Genomic DNA, 25,770 nt, shown 5'->3' on the forward strand with positions numbered 1-25,770 from the left:
TCCAGTGCGTTGAAATAGCCTCAGGTTGAGTCGCGAGGCGCAACATATTCACATTAAAATAACATTTTGTTATTGGGGTTACCAATGCGCGCATTGACCGTCTCGCGGCTTACTCAAACTATGGCTTGCATGCGAAGCATGCGTTGGGCATCCATGGCCGCATTGGCGATGGCTGTAGCGATACAGGCTGTTGCCAATCCACTCCCCATACACATTAGCAGCTCCTCTGCCTCTGCCGATACCGGCGTCTCCAATTCTGGCTTTAATGCTGCGCCGCAGACCATTTACCCAACGCTTTGGGAGGACCTGAGCAAAGACGCACCGGTGGTCACCCTCACCGCGACCAACCCGACCTTTACCGAGAACGGCGCTGCGGTAACCCTGTTCAGCAACGTAGCCGCAAATACCAACGACAGCGGGCAGGCCTTCACGGGCGCGCAATTTACCGTCAGCAACGTGGCAGGAAGCAGCGAATATCTGACCATTCACGGCGTGAACATTGCGCTGATCAACGGCAACAGCGTCTCGCTGGGCAGCGGCTATGGCACGGCAAGCGTCAGCCTGAGTGGCGGGATGGCGAGCATCACCCTCAGCGGGGCGACGCTGAGCAATGCCGAAATGAGCAGCCTGCTCTCTGGTATGACCTATGGCAACAGCAGCGATGATCCGGGCAGCGCCACGCGCACCGTCACCCTGACCCAACTGACCGACTCCGGCAGCAGCGATAACACGGTATCCACCAGCATCAGCAGCGCGGTGACGGTGGTCCCGGTCAACGACGCACCGGTCATTGAACAGACATCAGTAAACAGATACCTTAGTGAGGATACGGCGCTGCGCTTTTCCGCCTCGGATTTTGGTTTCAAGGATGTGGATAGTGGGGATACGCTGCAATCCATCACCATCGTCGAGGCGCCCAATGCAGGACGTCTGTTTATCGATGCCAATGGCAATGGCGTATACGACTCAGGCGACACCTTGCTGGGCAATGGTGCGGTTGTCAGTGTCGCCAATATTGTCAAGCTCACCTTTAGGCCACTCGAAAATGCCAGTGGGTCGCCTTACGCCTTCTTTACCTGGAGTGTCAGTGATGGCACAGCCTCGTCCGCAAATGTGGGTACCATGACTTTCCACGTCATTGCGGTCGACCGTGCACCAACCATCAGCGCCGAGGCCTCGCTGCCGGTCAAGGAAGACACACCGGCGCCAATCAACCAGATCAGCTTCCACGATGTCGACTCCACCCAGGGCACGGTTATCTTCTCGGTCGGCAGTGGCAACCTCAGCGCCATGAGTTTCAATGGTGTGACCGTGGGCGGTACGTCGAAGGCGCTGACCCTGACCGGCATCCTGACCGACATCAACGCCTTCATCGCCAACGACCACCTGCTCTACAACCCGGCGGCCAACGCCAGCGGCGATGTGACGCTGACCATCAACGTCAATACCGGCAGCGTGTCCGACGCCACCACCACCATGACCCTACAGGTACAGGCGGTGAACGATGCGCCGGTGGTCAGCGTGCCGGGTGCCCAGACCACCAAGCAGAACGAGGTCCTGGCGTTCAACACCCTGAAAGGCAACGCCATTTCGGTCAGCGATCCGGATGCCGGCAGCAGCAACGTGATCGTGATCCTGAACTCGGTGAACGGCACCATGTCGCTGACCGCTGCCGGCGGCGTGAGCTTCCTGACCGGCGATGGCGTCGACGACACCTCCATCCGCATGCAGGGTACCCTGGCTGATCTCAATACCACGCTGCAGAGCCTGACGTTCAAGCCGACCACCGGCTTCCTCGGAAATGCTCAGATGAGCATCCAGACCAACGACAACGGCAACTCCGGCAGCGGTGGTGCCAAGACCGATTTCGACCTGATCCTCATTACTGTGGTTCCGGCGAATCCGGTGGTCACCAGTGTTTCTGCCCAGGGGCTGGACCGTACCGTGAAGATCGGCGACGAGGTGCTGATCAGCATGACCTGGGACCAAGTGGTCAACGTCGATACCGCTGGCGGCACTCCGAGTCTGCTGCTGGAGACCGGGCTGGTCGATCGCGAGGCGGTCTATGTCGACGGCAGCGGCAGTAACACCCTGGTGTTCAAGTACACCGTGCAAGCCGGAGATATCAGCGCCGACCTGGACTTTCAGAGCACTGCGGCACTGCAAATGAACGGCGCGGTGATCAGCAACAACGCCAGCGACCTCGCGGTCTTGACCCTGCCGACCGTGGGCGGCGCCGATTCCCTCGGCGGGCGCAGCAATATCGTGGTGGATGGCGTGGCGCCGGTGGTCACTAGCGTGAGCGTGCCGGTCGATGGCACTTATAAGGCCGGGGAAAGCCTCGACTTCACCGTCCACTTCAGCGAAAACATAGTGGTCGATACCACGGGCGGCATACCGCGTATTGCGGTGACGCTGGACACTGGTGGCACGGTTTATGCCGAGTACATCAATGGCTCAAGTTCTAGCGCGTTGGTCTTTCGCATGACGGTGGTCAATGGCCAGCGCGATACCGACGGCATCACGCTGGGCACCAGCTTAGTGGCCAATGGCGCAACCCTGCAGGATGAAGCGGGCAATAGTGCCTTGCTGCTGCTCAACAGCGTTGCGGCGACCGACCAGATTTTGATTGCGGCTGCCAATGTTGAGATTGCGCCAGTACCCTTGGGGTCTGCCCCTGCGCAGGCATTGCTGGTTTTGTCGCTTTCCCTGCTCGCCTTGCGCAGAATACGTCGCGCCCAGCAAGGCTAAACCCGCAACGGTGTTGCGCAGTGGCGGGCAGCGAAAGGCTTTGAGGGCGCATTATTGTCCGTTCAGCCACTGTGCGTTAATGGCGATGTTCACGGCATAGGCCATATTGCAGCAAGCCTTCGTGAGTGCTGCACTTTAGGGTATACCCAAAAGTATGTCTTGCTGATGTGCCTGATCAGCCTTGCTGAGTAGCGCTACCGAGCCGTGTGGACGCAAGGATTTCAGCCCATATGCGCACAATATCCCGCAGCTTGCCCAAAGGCTGCGGGCCTTTACACACTATTTACCACCCAGCGCACAAGCCAGTAGCGAGTGGCTTGGCACAATGCCGTTCAGAAAAGAACTTTTAGACGTTCTTGACGCTCTTACTTACTTTTTGTTATCGATCAAAGAGAGACCCATGCGGCAAAAAACAAAACGATGGTGGCTGACAGTGCTGGTTCTGTTGGCTTTGGGAGGAGGGGCTTACTATGCCAAACAACAGTGGTTCACCCCTAATACGGCGCCAACTTACGCTACGGCGGCGGTGGTGCGTGGCAATGTGGAGAAAAGCGTTCTGGCTTCGGGCAAGTTAGAAGCATTTCAGCAGGTGAGTGTGGGAGCACAGGTTTCAGGCCAGGTCAAGCATTTGGCGGTGGAGTTGGGGCAAAACGTCAAGGCCGGGGATTTGATTGCAGAGATCGACTCACTGACGCAACAAAATGCACTGCGCAACGCCGAAGCTGCGCTGACAACGGCTAAGGCAGAGCTGGCTTCGCAGCAAGCGACACTGGCTCAGGTCAAAGCCAATTACGAGCGGCAAAAGCAGCTGCGTGCAGCCGATGCTTCTTCCCGCGCAGAGTTTGAGGCAGCAGAACAGTCTTACAAAGTGGCCCAGGCCAGCATCCAGTCCCAGAAGGCGCGTATTGCCCAAGCGGAGATTGCCCAAGATACCGCCCAGCTCAATCTGGGCTATACCCGCATCGTGGCACCCATGGATGGGCAGGTGGTGGCGATTGTGACCAAGGAAGGCCAAACCGTGAATGCCAACCAGTCGGCGCCGACCATCATCATTTTGGCGCAGCTCGATACGATGACCATTAAGGCTGAGATTTCGGAGGCCGATGTCACCCGCGTCAAACCCGGCCAGCCTGTGTATTTCACCATTCTGGGGGAGCCGGACAAGCGCTATGACGCGACGTTGCGCAGTATTGAGCCAGCACCTGAATCCATCAGCAGTACCAGTACGGCCAGCAGCACCAATGCCAACAGCACTTCCACGGCGATTTACTACAACGGGTTGTTCGACGTTCCCAACCCGGACCATAGTTTGCGTATTTCCATGACGGCACAGGTTTACATCGTGCAAGGCGCAGCCAAAGATGTACTGACTGTTCCTGCCAGTGCTTTGGGGCGTAAAGGGCCTGATGGCAACTACATGGTGCGAGTGGTGGGGCCAGATGGCAAAGTCACGCCAACACGGGTTGAGGTGGGCATTAACAACAACATCACGGCGCAAGTCATGAGTGGTTTGAGTGAAGGCGACCGTGTGGTGATTTCGGACTCCAGTGGTGCCTCTGCTGCGCGCACGCCAGGCGCACGGCCAGGCCCGGGTGGCCCAGGCATGCGCATGTAAGGAGGCCGGTTGTGACTGAAACCATCAAGGCAGGGCAAGCGCTGCTGTCACTGCGCAATCTGCGCCGGGAGTTCCCCGCTGGGGAGGGCACGATTGCGGTGCTCAAGGACATCAACCTGGATATACAAGCTGGGGAGATGGTGGCCATTGTAGGCCAGTCGGGCTCGGGCAAGTCCACCTTGATGAATATTCTGGGGTGCCTAGACCAGCCTACCAGTGGCAGTTACCAAGTACATGGCCGCGAGACAGGGCAACTTGAGCCCGATGAGTTGGCGCAATTGCGGCGTGAATATTTTGGTTTCATTTTTCAGCGTTACCACTTGCTGTCAGACCTGACGGCGCAGGGCAACGTGCAAGTGCCTGCCATTTATGCGGGCACGCCAACGGCCGAGCGCGATAGCCGCTCTTTGGCACTGCTGGGCCGCTTGGGCTTGGGCGAGCGTACTGGGCACACGCCCGGAAAACTCTCGGGCGGGCAACAGCAACGGGTGTCGATTGCTCGTGCATTGATGAATGGTGGGCAGGTCATTTTGGCTGATGAGCCCACCGGGGCGTTGGATTCTGCCTCCGGTGTTGAGGTCATGAAAATTCTGGCCGAATTGCATGCCGAGGGGCACACCATCATTCTGGTCACGCACGACATGCACATTGCCGAGCATGCCCAGCGCATCATTGAAATTCGTGATGGAGAGATCATCAGCGACAGGGCCAATGCAGCGCCTGTTGATATCGCAGCTTCAGCGGATCAGCGCCTCTCTGCCACAGCGCTTGCAACGGCGCCAGAGCAGGGCATTGCCGCTGCGCAATTGCATGGAAGAACACGCGCTCAACCACCATCGCGCAATGGTTTTGCTGCCGCATTCGATCGTTTCCTGGAAGCGTTCAACATGGCTTTACTGGCCATGAATGCACACCGGCTGCGGACCTTTTTGACCATGTTGGGCATCATCATTGGGATTGCTTCGGTTGTCTCGGTGGTGGCGCTGGGGGAAGGGTCACGGCGCGCCGTTCTGGAGAACATTTCATCCATTGGCACCAACACCATCGACATTCGACCTGGAACTGGTTTTGGTGACCGCACGGCTGGTCGCATCCGTTCGCTGGTCGCCTCGGATGCGGATGTGCTGGCGCAGCAAAGCTATGTGGACAGTGTCACGCCCAGCGTGAGCAGCTCGGCCACGATTCGTTTTGGCAATGTGGAGTCGTCAGGCCAAATCCAGGGCGTGGGGGAGCAGTTCTTCCAGGTGCGTGGCATGAAGCTCGATGAAGGCAGCCTGTTTGAACAAGATGCCGTGCATGAGCGCAGGCAAGTGGCCGTGATTGATGACAACGCCCGCAAAACTTTTTTCCCAGACAATACCGACCCGATTGGCCAAGTGCTGTTTTTGGGCAAAGTTCCTGTGCAAGTGATTGGCGTGCTGCAGGCCCAAGCGGCCTCGTTTGGGCTCAACAGCGGTAGCGTGACTGTGTATGTGCCCTACACCATGGTGATGAGCCGCATTTCAGGGCAGAACTACCTCAGCACCATCACAGTGCGGGTGAGCGACAGTGCTTCCTCGCAAGCAGCAGAAGCAGGCATTACGCAACTGCTGACGCAGCGCCATGGGCGTGAGGATTTCTTTTTGATGAACTCTGACACCATTCGTCAGACCATTGAAAACACCACACGCACCATGACGCTGCTGATTGCATCGATTGCGGTGATTTCGCTGGTCGTGGGCGGTATTGGTGTGATGAACATCATGCTGGTGTCTGTCACTGAGCGCACCAGTGAGATTGGCGTGCGCATGGCCGTGGGCGCGCGCCAAGGCGATATTCAGCAGCAATTCTTGATTGAGGCTGTGCTCGTGTGTGTATTGGGCGGCTTGATTGGTATTGGCTGTGCCTTGGCGTTTGGCGAGGTGTTTGCGCATTTCAGTAAAGACTTCCGATTGGTCTTTTCTGCGCAGTCGATGGTGACCGCTTTTGTCTGCTCTTCCCTGATCGGCATCGTTTTTGGCTACCTGCCTGCACGCAGTGCCGCGCGGCTGAACCCGATTGATGCGCTTTCACGCGATTGATTTTTTGAGTTGTTTCACATGTCCACCTTTTCCTCTTCTTCCTCAGTTGCGACTTCGATCGCGCGTGGGCCTTCACACCGTGCCCGAACCGTGTGTGCGTTGCTGTGTCTGGCATTGCTGGCTGGCTGCAGCAATTTGAAAACGCCGTATCAGCCTGGCCATAGCGTGGCCGTTCCCAACCAATGGAGTGCGAGCGTTGCAGGCCAGGCAGGGGAAGGGGAGCGCGTTTTGCCGCCCCAGTCTGCCGTTGTGCTGCAAGAGGCCTGGTGGCACCAGTTTGGCGATGACATCCTCAATCAACTGATTGAGCAGGCGTTGGCCCGCAACAGTGATTTGGTCGCCGCGGCGTGGAATTTGCGGCAAGCCCAATTGGCTTTGGGGCTTTCGCAAGACCGGCAAACCCCCTCGGTAGGCGCCAGCGCCTCTACCAATGCCAGCCGCAATCTTGATGGTGGCGGCAGTACCAACCGGAGTTATTCGGTGGGCCTGAATGTCAGTTATGAACTGGATTTATGGGGCCGCTTGTCCAGTCAAAGCGATGCCGCGGCATGGCGCGTGGCTGCCAGTGAGCAAGATGTACAAAGCACTGCAGTGGCTTTGGTTGCCAGTGTGGCCACGTTGTACTGGCAACTGGCTTACCAGAATGAGCAGATTGCCAATGCGCAGCAAAGTCTGGCGTATGTTCGCGAAACGCAGAAATTGGTGCAGGCGCAGTACGACGCAGGCAGTGTTTCTGGGCTGGAATTGCAAGAGGCACGCCGCAGCATTGCCAGTCAAGAAGCGGCATTGGCGCAGTTGCGCCAGTCGCATGCCAGCACACGCAACGCATTGGCGGTGTTGTTGAAGCTGCCCCCGACGGATGCAACATGGCCACAAATGCTGGCGCAAGAACCCCAAGCCTTGCCCGTTGCCGACGTACCGGACATTCCAGCGGGCGTGCCGGCTGTTGTGCTGGCACGCAGGCCTGATGTGCAGGCTGCTGAAGCCCGCTTGCGCGCTACGCTGGCAGACGGCGATGCGACCCGCGCGAGTTACTACCCCACCTTCAGCTTGACCGCAGGGCTTGGCAGTTCTAGCAATTCTTTGGGGCAGTGGCTGTCTAACCCGGTGGGCAGTTTGGGGGCCAGTTTGGCGCTGCCGTTCTTGCGCCAAACAGAAATGCGTTTGAACAATGCCGCTTCCAAAGCGACTTATGAGGCCGCCTTGAATGGCTTTGAGAAAACCTTGCTTACAGCGTTGCAAGAAGTAGAAGATGCGCTTGGAACCCGCCAGCAACTGGCCCAGCAACGGCAGTGGTTACAGCAGCAACTCGATGCGGCAGATAAAGTGCAGGCACTCAATGAAGTGCGCTACCGTACAGGTGCCACTGCCCTGAAAGCGTGGCTGGATGCGCAGGAAGCGCGCCGTAGCGCGCAATTAGCCCTGTCCGCCAACCGTTTTAACCAGCTGTCTAACCAACTGACGCTTTACAAGGCTTTGGGGGGCGATGCCGTATTGCCAGCACCAGATGTGCCGGCGGTAGAGGCGTTAACGATCGCATCGCACCCAGCATGATGTACTCAGGCAGGCGCTGCTGCGCGGTGTGGCACCCCACACTTTTTTTATTTGCGACTCGATAGCAGCAGCCCGCCCACAATGCACAGCATGCCCACGGCATGGTAGAGATGCAGTTGTTCACCCAGAACGGCCACGGATAGCAGGGTGCCGAAAACCGGCATGAGGTGTATGAACAAGCCTGCCCGCGCTGCGCCTGCACGGGCTACGCCCCAGTTGTAGAACAGGTAGGCCAGCACGGAGGGGAAAATACCGATGTACAGCAACGCGCTCGCTGATTGCCACGTCCAGACCGGTTTTGCGCCAGAACTGGCTTCCCACAAGTACAGTGGCAGTAAGGCCACAATGGCCAAGGCCATCTGTACCACCAGCAGCCCCAGGCGGTTGATGTCTGCCGGGATGGCACGAAGCCACAAGGTATAGACGGCCCAGCACACCATGGCAGAGAAGATGATCAGGTCTCCTTGACCAAATGCAAAACTGGCCACGCGCGCCCATTCTCCATGGGTGATGATGGTGAGCACCCCTGCAAAAGATAAGGCCAGCCCTATGGCTTGTATCACCGCTAAACGCTGGCGGTACAACAAGGCGCCGAGCAGCACGATCAATATCGGAATAAAGGAATTGAGCAAGATTCCATTGGTGGCGGTAGTGCTTTGCAAGCCCGTGTACACCAAGGTGTTGAATGCCGCGACGCCGACGATGGAAACGCCCACAATACGCCAGCGATTACGCCAGTACAGAGCTTTTTCGCGCAGCACGGTGCGCCAGGCAAAGGGCAGCAGGCACAGCAAAGCGATGACCCAGCGCAAAAACGACAGGGCAATCGGGGGCATGGTGCCACTCATTGCCCGCCCTACGATGAAGTTGCCTGCCCAGAACAAGGGCGGCAGTGCCAAGACCAAAAGCAGGCCCGGTGACATGGGGGATGCAGCAGGGGATGCGGCGTTTGATGAGGGAGAGGTCATGGCAAAAAGGCGGTCAAAACTTAAAGCGCGCCAAGACTAGGTTCTGGCGTGGTCTGCGGCGGCATTGGCCTGTTTGGTGTCTGTGTAGGCGCGATGCACATGACACCGCATGCGCATGCGCATCGCGCAGTGGCAGGCAGGGGCAGCGGGTTAGCCGCCCGCGATGGTCATGCGGTTGATCAGGATCGAACCGGTTGTTTTGGCGCCATAGTTGTAGGTGTCTGCTCCCACTGCTTCAATGCCCATGAACATGTCTTTCAAGTTACCAGCAATGGTGATTTCTTCTACTGGGAAGGCGATGCGGCCATTTTCAACCCAGAACCCGCTGGCGCCGCGTGAGTAATCGCCCGTGACACCATTGACGCCCTGGCCCATCAGTTCGGTGACGAACAGGCCGGTGCCCAATTTCTGCAGCATCACATCCAGGTTGTCGCCCGATTGGGTGCGCTTGGAGCTGAGCGTCAAGTTGTGCGAGCCTCCTGCATTGCCTGTGGTGCGCATGCCCAGCTTGCGTGCGGTGTAGCTGGAAAGCAAATAACCTTGTACACGGCCATCGCGTACCAGTTTGCGTGGTGCCACGCGTACGCCTTCAGAGTCAAATGGAGAGCTGCCTTTGCCGCCCAGAATGAAGGGGTTTTCCTCGATTTCGATGTGTTCGGGAAAGACTTGCTGGCCCAGCGAGTCCATCAGGAAACTGCTCTGGCGGTATAGCGCGCCGCCATTGATGGCGTGTGTGAAAGAGCCCATCAGCCCTGCAGCCAGGGGCGATTCAAACAGCACCGGGCATTGGCGGGTTGCGATACGGCGGCCATTGAGACGCGAGAGGGCGCGCTCGGCTGCGTAACGGCCTACGATTTCGGGCGCTGCCAGACGCTGCGCATCGCGCATGGAGGTGTACCAGTAGTCGCGCTGCATATTCGCACCTTTGCCTGCAATCGGGGCGACTGACAGGCTGTGGCGTGAGCTGGCGTAGCCACCCTCAAACCCATTGGTATAGGCCGCGTAGAAGTGGCTGTGCTGGGCTGAAACGCTGGCGCCTTCGCTGTTGCTGATGCGGCGGCTGGTGGCCATGGCGGCTGCTTCTGCACGTAAGGCCAGCGCTGCAGCGTCTTCGCTGTTGATGGCCCACGGGTGGTACAGGTCCAAATCCAGGTGGGTACCGGGCGTGGCAATGTCTTGTGCATCGGCTAAGCCGGCGTGGGGGTCTTCTGCGGTATAGCGGGCAATGTCGTAGGCTGCTTGCACGGTCTTGGCAATGGCCTCATCGGAAAAATCCGACGTGCTGGCGTTACCTCGGCGTTGGCCGACGAACACGGTCACGCCCAAAGACTTGTCGCGGTTGCGCTCTACGGTTTCCAGCTCACCTTTGCGCACACTGACGGACAAGCCGCTGCCTTCAGAGACTTCAGAGGCGGCATCTGAGGCCCCCAATTTTTTTGCATGTGCCAGTGCCTGGTGGGCCAACGCCTGGAATTGCTCTTTGGTAAAAGAAAACGCATTGAAAGGCGCTGCAGCGGGCGCTTTTGCGGTATTTTTTGCGCGCTTGCGCGGGGAATTTTGAACGTCTGGTTTCATGATGGCCGGTATGATACTTGGATGGCGTGCACACCCACCGGCGCAATGCCAGCTAACCCTGCCGCCATCCACACGATCACTATGTCTAGAAAATCCACTAAAGGGTACTTTGTTCGCGGCCGTTTTGTCACGGCAGGCAGCGAAGAAGACCAGCAACTGAAAATTGAGCTCAAAGGCCGCGATGTCAGCCGGGCTGATAAAAAACGTGAAAGCGACGAGCTGCAAGACTTGGGTGAAGCCCTGCTTGGCTTGCGCTCGGACCTGTTTGCCAAACTGGAGCTGCCAGCGAATTTGGTCGAAGCCCTGGCCGAGTGCAAGCGCATCAGCAATTTTGAAGGCCGTCGCCGCCAGATGCAGTACATCGGCAAATTGATGCGTCGTCTGGATGAAGAAGAGATTGAAGCCATTCGTGCTGCACTGGAAATTCAGCGCAATGGCAGTGCTGAGGAGAAAATGGCGCTGCACCAGGCCGAGCAATGGCGCGATCGCCTCATTGCAGACGACGACGCGCTGACCGAATGGTTGCAGGCGCATCCTTCGGATGATGTGCAGCAGATGCGCACCCTCATTCGTCAAGCCCGCAAAGATGCACCCGAGGCGACTGCTACTGAAGTTTCACAAGGTTTGGCGCAGCGCAAAGGCAAGGCCTATCGCGAGTTGTTCCAATGGATTCAGCGGGCGCGTCGTCTTCAGGCAGAACAAGCCGAAGATCTGCAGCAACACCGCGACGATTTCGAACGTCTGGATTAACCAGAAAACGCGCACGCCCTAGGCCAGTAGCGCGTTGACTTTCTCACTTGGCTTGTACTCAAAGGATCTGCACATGTTGAAAACGTACGCCTACGCTGCCCAATCTGCTCAGAGCGATCTTGCACCTTTTACGTTTGATGTCCGCGAGTTGGGCGATTATGACGTGCGCTTTGAAGTGCTGTTCTGTGGGGTGTGCCATTCCGACCTGCATGCTGCCCGCAACGAATGGGGTGCAAGCAGTTACCCGCTGGTGCCCGGCCATGAAGCCGTAGGCCGGGTCGTGGAGGTGGGCGCTAAAGTCAGTCGCTTTGCTGTTGGCGACCATGTTGGCGTGGGGTGTTTGGTCGATTCTTGCCGCACGTGTGCCGATTGCGCTGAAGGCGTGCAGCAGTTTTGCAGCGCTGCTGTGTGGACCTATGACAGCAAGCATCCGAAAACGGGCGAAACCACCCGTGGTGGTTATGCCAGCCAAATGGTGGTGGACGAAGCGTACGCCTTGCGTATACCGGCTGGACTAGACCTTGCGGCTGCTGCGCCCCTGCTCTGTGCGGGCATCACGACTTGGTCGCCTTTGCGTGAATGGGGCGTGGGGCCTGGCACGAAAGTGGGGGTCGTGGGCTTGGGCGGTTTGGGACATATGGGGGTGAAGCTGGCTGCTGCGCTGGGCGCGGAGGTCACGCTGATTACCACCTCCCCCGGAAAAGCTGCAGATGCCGCCCGGTTGGGCGCCTCCAGGGTACTGATCTCTACTGACAAAGTGCAGATGAGAGCCGCATCTAACCAGTTTGACTTCATTTTGGATACAGTGGCCGCGCAGCATGACCTCAATGCGTTGCTGTCGTTGTTGCGGCGCGATGGCACCTTGGTGTTGTTAGGCATTCCTGAAGACAACCAACCCAGCATTCGGGCCACCCAACTGACCACACGCCGCAAGCGTCTGGCAGGTTCGCTGATTGGCGGTATTGCGCAAACCCAGGAAATGCTGGATTTTTGTGCGGAAAAAGGCATCACCGCCGACATCGAGTTGATTGCCATGCCTGAGATCAACACGGCCTATGCGCGCATGCTCAAAAGTGATGTGAAATACCGTTTTGTGATTGACATGGCGACTTTGCCGCGTGCGTAAGCGCACGCTGGAGGCTCCCCCTAAGCAGTAGTTGGCAGGATGGACATGGCGTTCAATTCCCTCAGTGTGCTTGAGCGGGCCATTGCGCTGGCCGTGCAGGCCCATGCGGGCCAGCTTGATGACGACGGCTCCCCTTACATCCTGCATCCGTTGAGGGTGATGTCGTTGCTTGCCAAACCGGCCACGCAGGAGCAACGCATGGCGGCAGTGCTGCACGATACGCTGGAGCAAACCAGTCTGAGTGCGGCCGACTTGCTGGCGCATGGCATTCCCGCAGAGGTGGTGCAAGCCGTGCAAGTCTTGACCCGTCCCGCGCATGAGTCCCGACTGTCGGCCACCAAACGGGCAGCAGCGCACCCCATTGCGCGTGCCGTTAAAAGGGCTGACATTTTGGACAACATGGACCTCTCGCGTATTCCTTGCCCTTCAGCAGACGATGCTTTGCGCATGCAGGAGTACCAAACGGCACTGGCCTATTTGGATGGGCAGTCAGCCCCATGCGTGTGATTGAAAGGCGGTGAAAAGCCATGTCCAGTGCCCACAAAACCCGTCGAAAGCCCTCGCAATCGAGAGCGTGGATGACCTCCATTGCCATCCAGGATGCTTTCGTCATCAGCTTGCTCGAGCGTGGCTATGAACAGGTGTCCATCCGCGATATTGCCAATATTGCAGGCGTGGGTTTGGGCACCTTGTACCTGTATTTCCCCAATAAAGAGTCGATTGCCGCGGTCACTATTCGGCGTTGGCTACGGCATTTGGCGCGTGAGCTAGAGCGCAGCGGCAAAGCCGAAGGCCAGTCGGTGCAGCAACGCTGCCATGCCTTGGTGCAGCATTACCTGGACGATGTGTTTGCCAAGCCCAAGGCGTGGCAGGCGTTGGTCACTCTGGAGCGGCGCATCACCGATCCTGAGCTGTACCGACAGATGTACACCCATTTTGTAGAGGTGGTGGCTGTGAATTTGCAATCGGCCAGCGACTGGCCAGTAGGGCGCGATCCTTTTCCTGTGGCTTTTCTGGCGTTCTCGCTGTTGTGCTCTGCCGTGCGCGATGCTTTGCTGGTGTTGCAGACGCTGCCGCAGCGTGCAGGTTGGCAGTTGCAGTTGGAGGGCGCCATTGCAGGTGGCGTGGTGTGCGCGCTGCAGACGCCTGAACCAGACTGCCCTTGATGGGGCGCTATTGGTGGATGAGGCGGCGTAGTTACGACGGTCGCTTCATCTGGCATGTGGAGGGCAAGCTGGCCTGTTCGGGGGCAATCACGGCTTGGGTTTGCCAACCAAAGCCACTGTTGTCTTGGTCAACCACCACGGCCTTGCCGTCTTTTGCACTCCATACATCCACATAGATGGGGGTTTGCAGTTGGTGGTCTTGCGCGCGCATGGTGACTGGGCCTGAAATGGTATGCACAGTCAGGCCGGACATGGCGGCGGCCACTGGTACTGGGTCAGTGCTCTTGGCTGTTTTAATCCCTTCGGAGAGCAGCCGCATGGCGAATTCAGACGCGCCGAAGAAAAAATCCTCTTGCATGCGTGCTTTGTATTGCAGTGCCAGATCCGTTGCCCCATAGGTGTTGCTGTTGAAGTTGGAAACGCCCGCGAGCAGAACGTTGCCAACGGCCTTTTCCCCAAACGAAGGGGCCATGCCTGGGCTGTTGCCCGATAACGTGAAAATTTGCGTGCGTGCCATGCCCAAATCATTGGCGGCTTTGACCATCAGAGCCAGATCGTTGCCAAACGACACGGTCACCAGTGCATCTGCGCGCGCTTGCATCATTTTGCTGATGTAGGGGGCGAAGTCTTTGACTTGGCCTGTGGCGTGGTAGTCGTCACCAACGATCTCGATATCGGGCCGCAACTGGGTCAAAAACTGGCGTGCTGCTCGTGCAGACTCTTGTCCGTATGCATAGTTGGGGTTGAACAGGTACACGCGTTTGATGGCTGTGTTGGAGGCCAGATGCTGCATCATGGCTTTGATTTTCATGTCCACATGTGCATCGGTGCGAAAGTGCCAATAGCTGCATTTCTCATTGGTCATGGCAGGCGCGGCAGCGGCGTAATTGATGTAGACGATCTCACTGCCGGGGTTGCGGCTGTTGTGGCGGTCAATTGCCTCTTCCAATGCCAATCCGACAGAGCTGGAGCTGGCTCCTTGCAGAACATAGCGGATGTTGCTCGATTGCACTTGCCGCAGCAGTGAAAGCGCTTCTTGCGGAGACATTTTGGTGTCGAAGGGGACGATTTCAAAACGCACATCGCCTGCCCACTGCTCGGCATTGGCTTTTTCACTGAGAAACTGCAAATGCTTGAGTGCTGATAGGCCAAAGCCAGCCAGTCCTCCTGAGCTCATGTCCAGCGTGGCAATGCGAACGGTTTCTGTGGCGTGCGAGGGAGATGCAAGTGTGAACGAGCACATCAGTGCGGTGCAGGCGGCCAACACAGCCCGATGAGTAGGGGCGTTGAAGATAGGCATGGTTGTCTCCAGTATTTTTGTAGTGATTGCGCTTGTTTTTTTCGGGCGCATCACAGTGTAGGAAAGGCCCACGGTTGAGGTGTTCATGTTTGCGTTTCTATACGCAATGCGGCTCTTGATGGGCATTGCAAGGCTGTAGGCAAACACTTGTTCATGTTTAGCCATTGGCCTGCAATCGTGCACACGTTCTCAGAGGCAGCGAAAACCTGAACACAGGTCGCATATGGTCTTTTGTTGTGGCGCATCGCAAGGCAGACAGCATGCAAAGTGGCCGCACCAAGGCTGGCGTAGGGCTGGAGATGCGATGGTGAAATGGTCTTGCTGTTGCGATTAATTTGAAATATTGATTAAAAATCAATGTCTTGCGTTAATTCCTCCTCGGTGTGACGGCTTACAGCCGAATTCCCTGGCGTACAGGCGGCGCAGACCTTATGCAAAGCTGAACACCTGGCGATGGCTCTATGTCTAGAATTTTTTCGTTGTGCAGACTGCAGACGCTGTTTGGTAAAGCCTGTACCAAGCGCTCTCAAATCAACCCATGCGATGTGTTACGCCTGCGTGCGTGCCATGCTTATAACCAGCGAGACACCTATGACCGCCTCAATTGCTTCAGACAACCAAGTCCCCGAATTGGTCAACTACAACGTGTACAGCACAGACCCTGTGTTGCGGCAGGCGGTATTGCGCGCCGGTGCGCAGTGGCACGATGCAGAGTTGCTGCGCCAAGGCGATGAATATGGTGCTGAGGCTAGCCTGCGCATGGCCGAAGATGCAGAACACTATGCGCCTGAGCTGCACACCCATTCGCCTGCGGGAGAGCGGATTGATGCGGTGAAGTTTCACCCATCCTGGCATGAGGCCATGCGCATTGCCAGACACAACGGCATGACCAATTTGCCATTTGCCCTCGCCCAGCAGCCAGGCGTGTGGGCTGCTTATGGTGCGACCTTGTACATGCATGCTCAGATTGAATCAGGCTCCACTTGTCCGAGCACCATGACCAAAGCCTCCATCCCAGTGTTGCAACGCAACCGAGCATTGTTTGAGGCACTTTGGCCCAAACTGCGCGATACCCGGCATGATCCGCGTGATATTCCTGCGCAGCACAAGCACTCCATCACAGTGGGTATGGGCATGACGGAAAAGCAAGGTGGCAGCGATGTGCGCACCAATACTACGCGTGCAGAGCCACTTGGAGATGGGCCTTGGGGATCGGAGTTCGCCATCACAGGGCACAAATGGTTTTTCTCTGCGCCTATGTGCGATGCCCATTTGGTGCTGGCTAAAACAGACGAACGTGGCGCCTCGTGTTTCTATGTGCCGCGCTGGCGTCCTGACGGCAGTAAAAACCCGATTCACATTCAACGCTTGAAAGACAAAGTAGGCAACCGCTCGAACTCCAGCAGCGAAGTCGAATTCGATGGCGCTTGGGGTGTCTTGCTGGGGGAGGAGGGGCGTGGCATTCCTACCATCATTGAGATGGCAACCTACACGCGCTTGGACAATGCTTTGTCGAGCGCAGGTTTTATTCGACGCGCATTGGTGCAGGCGTTGCACTACGCCCGCCACCGTGTGGCGTTTGGTAAACCATTGGTAGAGCAGCCGCTGATGGCCGAGCTCTTGGCGGATATGGCGCTGGAATCCCAGGCGGCCACGTTGCTTGCAATGGATTTGGCAGCACGTTTCGATTCTGATGCTGCGCTGGATCTGGCTTGGCGGCGCATCGTGACGCCGGTGGCGAAATTCTGGAACTGCAAACGCGCTGTAGCCATCACGGCTGAAGCCATGGAGGTCTTTGGTGGCAATGGCTACGTTGAGTCTGGCCCAATGGGGCGCCTGTTCCGCGAAGCGCCGGTTAACTCCATTTGGGAAGGTTCAGGCAATGTCATGTGCCTGGATGTGCTACGGGCGGTCTCGCGCAATCCTGAGGACGTTTTTGTGCTGCTCGATCACCTTGATGCGGTAGCGACCAGTGCGCCCATGCTGCAGGCACAGGTGCAGGCATTGCGCGATGTGTTTTCCAGTCCACCTGCACAGCTTGAAGCACAGGCCCGCCGGATCACCCAGCAGTTGGCCTTGTGCGTACAAGCTGCATTGATGCTGCAGTATGCAAGCGCTCAGGCTGCGCAGGCATTTATCGAGAGCCGTTTTGCCACTGGCTGGGGCGTGGTCGTGGGCGCCACAGCCGGTGGTGCCAATGCTAAGACCTTGATGGAAGAGGTGTGGACAGTCGCTTAATGCTCGGTACACAGAGCGTGAAGAGCTGATGTGTTGAAGAACAGATTCAACAGCTTGTACAAAGACAAAGCCTGAGCAGGCTTTGCATGGCGGTAGTACTGAAAAGGAGACAACAATGACGGATTTCGTAGCTTTGCTAGAGCAGCATGCGCGCTGCCAACCTGAGAAACTGGCACTGCGTACTGCGCAGCGTGACTGGAGTTACCACGCATTGGCCGATGGCGGCAGGCGTGCCGCTTCGGTGCTGCAAGCACACGGCATTGGTGCGGGCGATCGGGTGGCCTTGCTGTGCTTTAACACGGCAGGTTTCATGCTGGCACTATTGGGTGCGTGGCGATTGGGGGCCACCGTGGTGCCAATCAACCACAAGTTGCAAGGGCCAGAGGTACAGTACATTTTGGCGCATGCCCGCGTGAAACTGTGCGTGGTCGATGGAGCGCTGGCCTCTATTGCTGCGCACAACGCGCAGTCGTGTGGTTGGCTGAGTACCGACACGGCCATAGACGGCATGCCGGATTTCGATGCCGAATGTGCCGCTGCCACAGCCATGCAAGGGGATGTGGTGCTGGATGGCCAATCTGTTGCGGAAATTCTCTATACCTCAGGCACTACAGGTAAACCCAAGGGGTGCCTACTCAGCCACAGTGCGGTGCTTCAGACCGCCATGAGTGCCGCGGCCAGCACTAGCTTGACGCGCACAGACCGTACGCTGATTGCTATGCCAATCTGGCATTCTTCACCTTTGAATAATTGGTCACTCGGCACGTTGCTCATGGGCGGCAGCTTGGTTTTCCTGCGCGAATACAGCCCACAGGCTTTTGTGCAGACCTTGTCTGACGAAAGAATCACGTTTACGTTTGGGGCTCCGATTGCTTATTTGGCGCCGTTGGCCGTAGTGGGGGATTTGAGTGTGTATGACTTCAGCGCCATTCGGCTGTGGGCTTATGGCGGCGGGCCACTGGGGGCCGAGATGGTACGCAAATTGGCACAAAGTTACCGCAACGACCGATTCATCCAAGTCTATGGTATGACTGAGACAGGGCCTTTGGGCTCAGTCTTGTACCCGGAAGAGGCCCAATCCAAAGCTGGTTCTATTGGGCGTATTGGCACGCCGGGCGTGGTGATTGAGGTACGCAACACCGAAGGCGCACGTTGCGCGGCAGGCGAGGTGGGGGAAATATACCTGCGCTCACCCGGCATCATGTTGGGGTATCTGGATGACCCACAGGCTACCGCCAAGGCCTTCGATGCGCAGGGGTGGTATGCCAGTGGTGATTTGGCACGCATTGATGAAGAGGGCTATTTGTTCATTGTCGATCGCTTGAAAGACATGATCGTCACTGGCGGTGAGAACGTCTATTCAAAGGAAGTGGAGGACGCCATTGCTGGCCACCCTGCCGTGCAGGATGTGGCAGTGGTCGGGCGCGCGCATCCGGAATGGGGAGAGACTGTGGTGGCCATGTTGGTTCTCAAGCCGCAACAAAACCTCAGCGACGAAGAGCTCAAAGCGTATTTGTCGCCTAAGCTCGCACGTTACAAAATTCCCCGTGTGTTTGAGTGGCGCGACCAACTGCCCCGTACAGTGACAGGCAAATTACTCAAGCACGTTCTGCGCGCTTCTTGATGTGGCGATGGCTTGGGCTGTCTGGCTGGCCGCATGGAGGTGGGGTTTTCGCTGTGTAGCCCTGGCATGAGTGGCCATGAGGGGTTGAGGGCACGCAGCGCTGCGCAGGCCATGTGGTGCGGAGAAAGGGACAATCAATGATTTATTGGTTGCATAAAATATAATCAGCCAGTACAATCCGAGGTTCGCCCTTTTTTGGCGATTTTCATACATCCGGGGAGCTGGTGCACATCACTGGCGTTAGAACCCGAATTGGAGTTTTACATGGCAAAGAAAATTGTCGGCTTTATTAAGCTGCAAGTTCCAGCAGGCAAGGCTAATCCTTCGCCTCCAATCGGTCCAGCGCTGGGTCAGCGCGGTCTGAACATCATGGAGTTCACCAAGGCGTTTAACGCGCAGACACAAGGCATTGAGCCAGGTCTGCCGCTGCCAGTGGTGATTACAGCCTACGCCGATAAGAGCTTTACGTTCATTATCAAAACCCCGCCAGCAACAACATTGATCAAAAAAGCGATCAAGCTGGACAAAGGCTCCTCCAATCCAAACAAGCAAAAGGTCGGCAAGATTACTCGCGCTCAATTGGAAGAGATTGCCAAGACCAAAATGGAAGATCTCAACGCAGCCGATTTGGACGCTGCTGTTCGTATCATCGCGGGTTCGGCTCGTTCGATGGGCGTGACTGTGGAGGGCGTGTGAGATGGCAAAGTTGACTAAAAAACAAAAAGCCCTGCAAGGCAAAATTGATAGCAACAAGCTGTACGCTTGGGGCGATGCCATTGCATTGGTGAAAGACGCTGCAACAGCTAAATTCGATGAGTCTATCGACGTGGCTGTGCAATTGGGCGTTGACGCTAAGAAGTCTGACCAGGTTGTGCGTGGCGCAGTGGTGCTGCCTAACGGTACTGGTAAGACTGCTCGCGTGGCTGTGTTTGCCCAAGGCGCTAAGGCTGATGAAGCCAAAGCTGCTGGTGCAGATGTGGTTGGTATGGATGAATTGGCTGCTGAATTCAAGACAGGCAATATTCCTTACGATGTGGTGATTGCTGCTCCTGATGCGATGCGTGTTGTGGGCGCTTTGGGTCAAATTTTGGGTCCACGTGGCCTGATGCCTAACCCTAAAGTTGGTACCGTGACTCCTGATGTGGCTACTGCGGTGAAAAACGCCAAGGCTGGTCAGGTGCAGTTCCGTGTGGACAAAGCCGGTATCATCCACGGCACAATCGGCCGCCGTTCTTTTGATAACGCCAAGCTGCAAGAAAACTTGCAAGCTTTGCTGGATGCTTTGAATAAAGCCAAACCGGCAGGCGCTAAAGGTGTTTACCTGCGTAAAGTGGCAGTGTCTTCTACGATGGGCGTTGGTGTCCGCGTTGAAGCGCAAAGCATTACTGCTGCTTAATGCGTTAAAAAATTCCAAGCGGTGGCCCTGCCATTGCTTGGTTCAGGTGGGCTGTTTGCAAGGTGTAGCTTTGTGGACAGGTCATCCGAGACCGCTGGTGCAGGCTTGCCTGCTTAAGCTAGTTGATGGGCCAGCGTAGATGGTGCCCACTGATTGGAAAATATTGATTCGATATTCTCTGGCAGTTGGTCGCTTAACTGGGCGCAACGAAGAAAGCGAAAGCTCAATTCTGTTGCATTGAAAGGAGAGGACCTTGAGTCTGAATCGCAGTGAAAAAGAGGCGGTCGTTGCAGAAGTGACTGACCTCGTCGCCAAATCCCAGACACTGGTGGTGGCGGAATACCGTGGTATCACGGTCGCTGACTTGACACGACTGCGCGTCAAGGCTCGCGAGCAAAACGTGACATTGAGCGTTCTGAAGAACACTCTGGCGCGTCGTGCCGTGGCTGGAAGCGCATTTGAAGTGGTGTCTGACCAGCTGACTGGTCCACTGATCTATAGCTTCTCGGAAGATGCAATTGCTGCTGCCAAAGTGGTGGCTGAATTTGCAAAAACCAACGACAAGCTGGTGATCCGTGGTGGCGCATACGAAGGCAAGGCCTTGGATGCTGATGCGGTCAAGCAATTGGCAAGCATCCCATCGAAGGAAGTGCTGTTGGCTCAATTGTTGGGTCTGATGCAATCGCCTATTTCGCGTACTGCACGCGTGCTGGCTGCATTGGCAGAACAAAAAGGCGAAGCGCAAGCTGCTTAATTCGTCGCTCCTGTGGCACAGGGTTGCCGCGCGCAGAGTGACAAACGATAAAACTGAAATTTTTGCTAGAGGATATTCAAAATGGCATTCGATAAAGACGCATTCCTGACAGCTCTGGATAGCATGACTGTTCTGGAACTGAACGACTTGGTTAAAGCAATCGAAGAAAAATTTGGCGTGAGCGCTGCTGCTATGGCCGCTCCTGCTGCTGGTGGCGCTGCTGCCGCTGCAGTGGAAGAGAAAACAGATTTTGACGTGGTCCTGAAAGACGCTGGCGCTAACAAAGTGTCCGTGATTAAGGCTGTTCGCGAAATCACAGGTTTGGGCTTGAAAGAAGCCAAAGAACTGGTTGACGGCGCTCCAAAAACAGTGAAAGAAGCTCTGCCTAAGGCTGACGCTGAAGCTGCTTTGAAGAAGCTGGAAGAAGCTGGTGCCAAGGCTGAATTGAAGTAAACACTTCTTTTTAAGCTGGTAAGCCAGGTGCTTGAAAAAGCGCCTGGCTTTTGTGGTTTAGTGGTTTTTATGTTTTAGAGTGCAGACAAAAACAAAATCGCGAGAGATGTTTTTGTGTGCTTTCTGAATTCACGACACGGCAAAGCACCTTGGTCGGGCGGTGTGCAATGCACCGCCGTCAGCCATGGTTGGTAGTGGCCAACCGCCAAGACTTGAGACGCCACGTTTTTACACATTGACTGGACATGTTGTAGAACTGCGTCTGTAAGTGAACCGTCGAAGAATCCCCTGAAACCTTCAGACCGGAGATCTCATGGCTTATTCCTTTACCGAACGCAAACGCATCCGCAAGAGCTTTGGCCGCCGCGATAGCGTTTTGACTATTCCTTATCTGCTGCAGATGCAAAAAGATGCCTATACCGCATTCTTGCAAGCAGAAGTTGCCCCTAAGAAGCGCCTTGATGAGGGCCTTCAAGCAGCGTTTAACTCCGCATTCCCCATTGTTTCGCACAATGGTTTTGTGGAAATGAAATTTGTTGAGTACAACTTGGCCAAGCCCGCATTCGATGTGCGTGAGTGCCAGACCCGTGGCTTGACTTTTGCTTCTGCAGTACGCGCGCGTTTGCAGTTGATCATCTACGATCGTGACTCTTCGACCGCACAGAACAAAGTGGTCAAAGAAGTCAAAGAGCAGGAAGTCTACATGGGCGAAGTACCCCTGATGACAGACAAAGGCTCTTTCATCATCAACGGTACTGAGCGCGTGATCGTGTCGCAGTTGCACCGCTCGCCTGGTGTGTTCTTTGAGCACGACAAGGGCAAGACCCACAGCTCGGGCAAACTGTTGTTCTCTGCGCGCGTGATTCCTTACCGCGGCTCTTGGCTCGATTTTGAGTTCGATCCGAAAGACCTGCTGTACTTCCGCGTTGACCGCCGTCGCAAGATGCCGGTGACAATTTTGCTCAAGGCGATTGGCTTGACGCCTGAGGCGATTCTGGCCAACTTCTTTGAGAACGACAACTTCACTTTGATGGACAGCGGCGCTCGCATGGAGCTGGTGGCTGACCGTTTGAAGGGCGAAGTCTCTCGCTTTGATATCACAGACGCCAAAGGCAATGTGATTGTGGCAAAGGAAAAGCGCGTTACAGCACGCCATATTCGCGAGCTGGAACAAGCGGGCCTGAAGGAAATTTCTGTTCCTGAAGACTTCTTGATTGGCCGTGTCGTGGCCAAAAATATCGTTGACCCTGACACTGGTGAGATCATTGCCAAGGTGAACGAAGAACTGACTGAAGCGCTCTTGAAGAAGCTGCGCACAGCCGGTGTTAAATCGCTGCCATGCATTTACACCAATGAGCTGAACAAAGGCGGCTACATTTCCCAAACACTGCGCACAGACGAAACTGCTGATGAGTTTGCCGCACGTGTGGCCATCTACCGCATGATGCGCCCTGGTGAGCCACCAACCGAAGAAGCGGTGCAGGCTTTGTTCTTCCGCTTGTTCTTCAACCCTGACACGTACGATCTCTCGCGCGTGGGGCGTATGAAGTTCAACGCCAAAGTGGGCAATCCAGACGCCAAAGGCGCCATGGTGCTGTCCAACGAAGACATTCTGTCGGTCGTGAAGATCCTGGTGGATCTGCGTAACGGCATTGGCGATGTGGATGATATCGACCACTTGGGTAACCGCCGCGTGCGTGGCGTGGGCGAATTGGCTGAAAACCAATACCGCACCGGTTTGGCACGTATTGAAAAAGCTGTGAAAGAGCGTTTGGGCACTGCAGAGCAAGAGCCTTTGATGCCACACGACTTGATCAATTCCAAGCCGATTTCTGCTGCACTGAAAGAATTCTTTGGTGCGTCGCAGTTGTCGCAGTTCATGGACCAGACCAACCCGCTGTCCGAAATTACCCACAAGCGCCGTGTATCGGCCCTTGGCCCAGGTGGTTTGACCCGCGAACGTGCTGGCTTTGAGGTGCGCGACGTGCACGTGACCCACTACGGTCGTGTGTGCCCAATCGAAACGCCTGAAGGTCCAAACATCGGTTTGATCAACTCGCTGGCGTTGTATGCGCGCCTGAACGAGTACGGTTTCATCGAAACACCATACCGTCGCGTAGTCGATGGCAAGGTGACGATGGATATCGACTACCTCAGCGCCATCAAAGAAGGCGACTATGTGATCGCTCAGGCCAACGCTGAACTCGATGGCGAAGGCCGTTTGACTGGTGATTTGGTCTCCGCCCGTGAAAAAGGCGAATCGATTCTGGTCAACCCAAGTCGTGTGGAATACATGGACGTGTCGCCAGCACAGATCGTGTCTGTGGCGGCGTCACTCGTGCCATTCCTTGAGCACGATGATGCGAACCGTGCGTTGATGGGCGCCAACATGTCGCGCCAAGCTGTGCCTGTGTTGCGCCCTGAAAAACCATTCGTGGGTACAGGTATTGAGCGTGTTGCGGCTGTGGACTCCGGCACCGTGGTGACTGCCAAGCGTGGCGGTATCGTCGATTACGTGGATGCGGCTCGTGTCGTGATTCGCGCCAACGACGCCGAAGCGATTGCCGGTGAAGTGGGTGTGGACATCTACAACCTGATCAAGTACCAACGTTCCAACCAGAACACCAATATCCACCAGCGTCCTATCGTCTCCAAAGGCGATGTGCTGGCCAAAGGCGATGTGATCGCTGACGGTGGTTCGACTGACTTGGGCGAATTGGCATTGGGTCAGAACATGCTGATCGCCTTCATGCCATGGAACGGCTACAACTTTGAAGACTCGGTAATGCTCTCTGAGCGTGTCGTCTCCGAAGACCGTTACACCAGCATTCACATCGAAGAGCTGGTGGTGATGGCACGCGATACCAAGCTGGGTTCGGAGGAAATCACTCGCGATATTCCCAACCTGTCTGAGCAGCAACTCAACCGTCTGGACGACTCCGGCATCATCTACGTGGGCGCAGAAGTGCAACCCGGCGACGTGCTGGTGGGCAAGGTCACACCAAAAGGTGAAACCACGCTGACGCCAGAAGAGAAACTGCTGCGCGCGATCTTCGGTGAAAAAGCCTCTGACGTGAAAGACACTTCGCTGCGCGTGGACCAAGGTTCTTCCGGTACTGTGATCGACGTGCAAGTGTTCACCCGTGAAGGCATTGACCGTGACAAGCGTGCTCAGCAAATCATCGAGGACGAACTCAAGCGTTACCGCCTGGACTTGAATGACCAGTTGCGTATTGTGGAAGCCGATGCGTTTGACCGTGTGCGCAAGTTGCTGATTGGCCAAGTGGCCAACGGCGGTCCGCAAAAATTGGCCAAAGGCAGCAAACTCGAAGCGGCATATCTGGAATCTGTGGAGAAATACCACTGGTTCGATATCCGTCCAGCAGACGAAGCGATTGCCGCGCAACTGGAATCAATCAAAAATTCGATTGAGGCCACACGCCACAGCTTCGACCTGTCATTCGAAGAAAAACGCCGCAAGCTGACCCAAGGCGACGAGTTGCCACCGGGCGTGTTGAAGATGGTCAAGGTGTACTTGGCGGTTAAACGCCGTCTGCAGCCTGGTGACAAAATGGCCGGCCGTCACGGTAACAAGGGTGTGGTTTCCAAGATCACACCTATCGAGGACATGCCATACCTGGCTGACGGCACGACTGCCGACATCGTCTTGAACCCACTGGGTGTGCCTTCACGTATGAACGTGGGTCAGGTGCTGGAAGTGCATTTGGGTTGGGCTGCCAAAGGTTTGGGTGAGCGTGTTGCTGCCTTGCTTGAAATCGAGAAGGACAAGCAAGTCAAGGAAATCCGTGCATTCCTTGCCAAGGTGTACAACCAGGCAGGTCACGTGGAAGACTTGGATTCATTCAGTGATGACGAAATCATCGACATGGCTAAAAACCTCAAGCGTGGCGTACCGTTCGCAACGCCTGTGTTTGACGGTGCCGATGAAGCCGACATCCAGAACATGCTGCAACTGGCATTCCCTGAAGACGTCGCCAAGGCCAAAGGCTTGACCGAATCGCGTACTCAGGCGTATCTGTACGATGGCCGCACTGGTGAGCGTTTTGAGCGCCCAACGACCATCGGCTACATGCACTTCTTGAAGCTGCACCACTTGGTGGACGACAAGATGCATGCCCGCTCTACAGGACCATACTCGTTGGTGACGCAACAGCCATTGGGTGGTAAAGCCCAGTTCGGTGGTCAGCGTTTCGGGGAGATGGAAGTGTGGGCGTTGGAAGCCTACGGTGCGTCTTACGTGCTGCAGGAAATGCTCACCGTCAAATCCGACGACGTTACTGGCCGTACCAAGGTGTACGAATCCATCGTCAAGGGCGAGCACGCGATCGAAGCCGGTATGCCGGAATCGTTCAACGTGTTGGTCAAGGAAATCCGTTCGCTGGGTCTCGATATCGAGCTCGAGCGCAACTAATAGGGAAA

18 protein-coding genes are annotated in these 25,770 nt (G+C 56.3%); 15 read left to right on the forward strand and 3 right to left on the reverse strand.

The annotated features are described in order from the left end of the window. Positions 1-153: 153 nt before the first annotated feature. From E9531_RS14740 to E9531_RS14755, 4 genes are all read left to right on the forward strand, one after another. Positions 154-2,751: an Ig-like domain-containing protein gene (locus E9531_RS14740; protein ID WP_136574534.1), complete on the forward strand. Its 2,598-nt coding sequence runs from the start codon at positions 154-156 to the stop codon at positions 2,749-2,751. Between the two features lie 400 nt (positions 2,752-3,151). Then, a complete protein-coding gene (locus tag E9531_RS14745) occupies positions 3,152-4,366 on the forward strand; it encodes an efflux RND transporter periplasmic adaptor subunit (protein WP_136574535.1) in 1,215 nt (404 codons plus the stop codon). 11 nt (positions 4,367-4,377) lie between these two features. Continuing rightward, positions 4,378-6,426: a MacB family efflux pump subunit gene (locus tag E9531_RS14750; protein ID WP_244610141.1), complete on the forward strand. Its 2,049-nt coding sequence runs from the start codon at positions 4,378-4,380 to the stop codon at positions 6,424-6,426. Between the two features lie 18 nt (positions 6,427-6,444). Further along, positions 6,445-7,980 carry an efflux transporter outer membrane subunit gene (locus tag E9531_RS14755; protein WP_136574536.1) on the forward strand — a complete coding sequence of 512 codons (1,536 nt, stop codon included), beginning with the start codon at positions 6,445-6,447 and terminating at the stop codon, positions 7,978-7,980. A 47-nt stretch (positions 7,981-8,027) separates the two neighbouring features. Here E9531_RS14755 and E9531_RS14760 read toward each other — a convergent pair whose 3' ends face one another. Beyond that, a complete protein-coding gene (locus E9531_RS14760) occupies positions 8,028-8,948 on the reverse strand; it encodes a DMT family transporter (RefSeq protein ID WP_136574537.1) in 921 nt (306 codons plus the stop codon). Between the two features lie 150 nt (positions 8,949-9,098). Next, the gene (pmbA, locus tag E9531_RS14765; protein WP_136574538.1) at positions 9,099-10,523 is read right to left on the reverse strand and encodes a metalloprotease PmbA; all 1,425 of its coding nucleotides are present in this window, start codon (positions 10,521-10,523) and stop codon (positions 9,099-9,101) included. An 81-nt stretch (positions 10,524-10,604) separates the two neighbouring features. On the opposite strand from pmbA, the gene yjgA reads away from it, so the two are divergent. From yjgA to E9531_RS14785, 4 genes are all read left to right on the forward strand, one after another. Beyond that, on the forward strand, positions 10,605-11,273 hold the full coding sequence (yjgA, locus tag E9531_RS14770) for a ribosome biogenesis factor YjgA (protein ID WP_136574539.1): 669 nt from the start codon (positions 10,605-10,607) through the stop codon (positions 11,271-11,273). A 73-nt stretch (positions 11,274-11,346) separates the two neighbouring features. Then, positions 11,347-12,399 carry an NAD(P)-dependent alcohol dehydrogenase gene (locus E9531_RS14775; protein ID WP_136574540.1) on the forward strand — a complete coding sequence of 351 codons (1,053 nt, stop codon included), beginning with the start codon at positions 11,347-11,349 and terminating at the stop codon, positions 12,397-12,399. A 45-nt stretch (positions 12,400-12,444) separates the two neighbouring features. Beyond that, positions 12,445-12,906, forward strand: coding sequence for an HD domain-containing protein (locus E9531_RS14780; RefSeq protein WP_136574541.1), 462 nt, complete (start codon positions 12,445-12,447; stop codon positions 12,904-12,906). Positions 12,907-12,977: 71 nt separating this feature from the next. Next, positions 12,978-13,565, forward strand: a complete 588-nt coding sequence (locus E9531_RS14785; RefSeq protein WP_158291803.1) for a TetR/AcrR family transcriptional regulator — start codon at positions 12,978-12,980, stop codon at positions 13,563-13,565. A 31-nt stretch (positions 13,566-13,596) separates the two neighbouring features. Here E9531_RS14785 and E9531_RS14790 read toward each other — a convergent pair whose 3' ends face one another. Beyond that, positions 13,597-14,865 (reverse strand): ABC transporter substrate-binding protein, encoded by a 1,269-nt coding sequence (locus tag E9531_RS14790; RefSeq protein ID WP_158291804.1) that lies wholly within the window; start codon positions 14,863-14,865, stop codon positions 13,597-13,599. 591 nt (positions 14,866-15,456) lie between these two features. Between E9531_RS14790 and E9531_RS14795 the strand changes: the two genes are divergently transcribed. From E9531_RS14795 to rpoB, 7 genes are all read left to right on the forward strand, one after another. Beyond that, positions 15,457-17,103, forward strand: a complete 1,647-nt coding sequence (locus E9531_RS14795; RefSeq protein ID WP_136574544.1) for an acyl-CoA dehydrogenase family protein — start codon at positions 15,457-15,459, stop codon at positions 17,101-17,103. Between the two features lie 115 nt (positions 17,104-17,218). Further along, positions 17,219-18,727, forward strand: a complete 1,509-nt coding sequence (locus tag E9531_RS14800) for a class I adenylate-forming enzyme family protein (RefSeq protein ID WP_136574545.1) — start codon at positions 17,219-17,221, stop codon at positions 18,725-18,727. Between the two features lie 264 nt (positions 18,728-18,991). Continuing rightward, entirely contained in the window at positions 18,992-19,423 is a 432-nt protein-coding gene (gene rplK / locus E9531_RS14805) for a 50S ribosomal protein L11 (protein ID WP_136574546.1), read from the forward strand. 1 nt (position 19,424) lies between these two features. Then, the gene (gene rplA, locus E9531_RS14810) at positions 19,425-20,123 is read left to right on the forward strand and encodes a 50S ribosomal protein L1 (protein ID WP_136574547.1); all 699 of its coding nucleotides are present in this window, start codon (positions 19,425-19,427) and stop codon (positions 20,121-20,123) included. A gap of 253 nt (positions 20,124-20,376) precedes the next feature. After that, entirely contained in the window at positions 20,377-20,877 is a 501-nt protein-coding gene (gene rplJ, locus E9531_RS14815; RefSeq protein WP_136574548.1) for a 50S ribosomal protein L10, read from the forward strand. 81 nt (positions 20,878-20,958) lie between these two features. Then, positions 20,959-21,330, forward strand: a complete 372-nt coding sequence (gene rplL, locus E9531_RS14820; RefSeq protein WP_136574549.1) for a 50S ribosomal protein L7/L12 — start codon at positions 20,959-20,961, stop codon at positions 21,328-21,330. 313 nt (positions 21,331-21,643) lie between these two features. Beyond that, a complete protein-coding gene (rpoB, locus tag E9531_RS14825; RefSeq protein WP_136574550.1) occupies positions 21,644-25,762 on the forward strand; it encodes a DNA-directed RNA polymerase subunit beta in 4,119 nt (1,372 codons plus the stop codon). Positions 25,763-25,770: the final 8 nt, after the last annotated feature.

The sequence above is a fragment of the Lampropedia puyangensis genome (assembly GCF_004833285.1).
GTDB lineage: Bacteria > Pseudomonadota > Gammaproteobacteria > Burkholderiales > Burkholderiaceae_C > Lampropedia > Lampropedia puyangensis.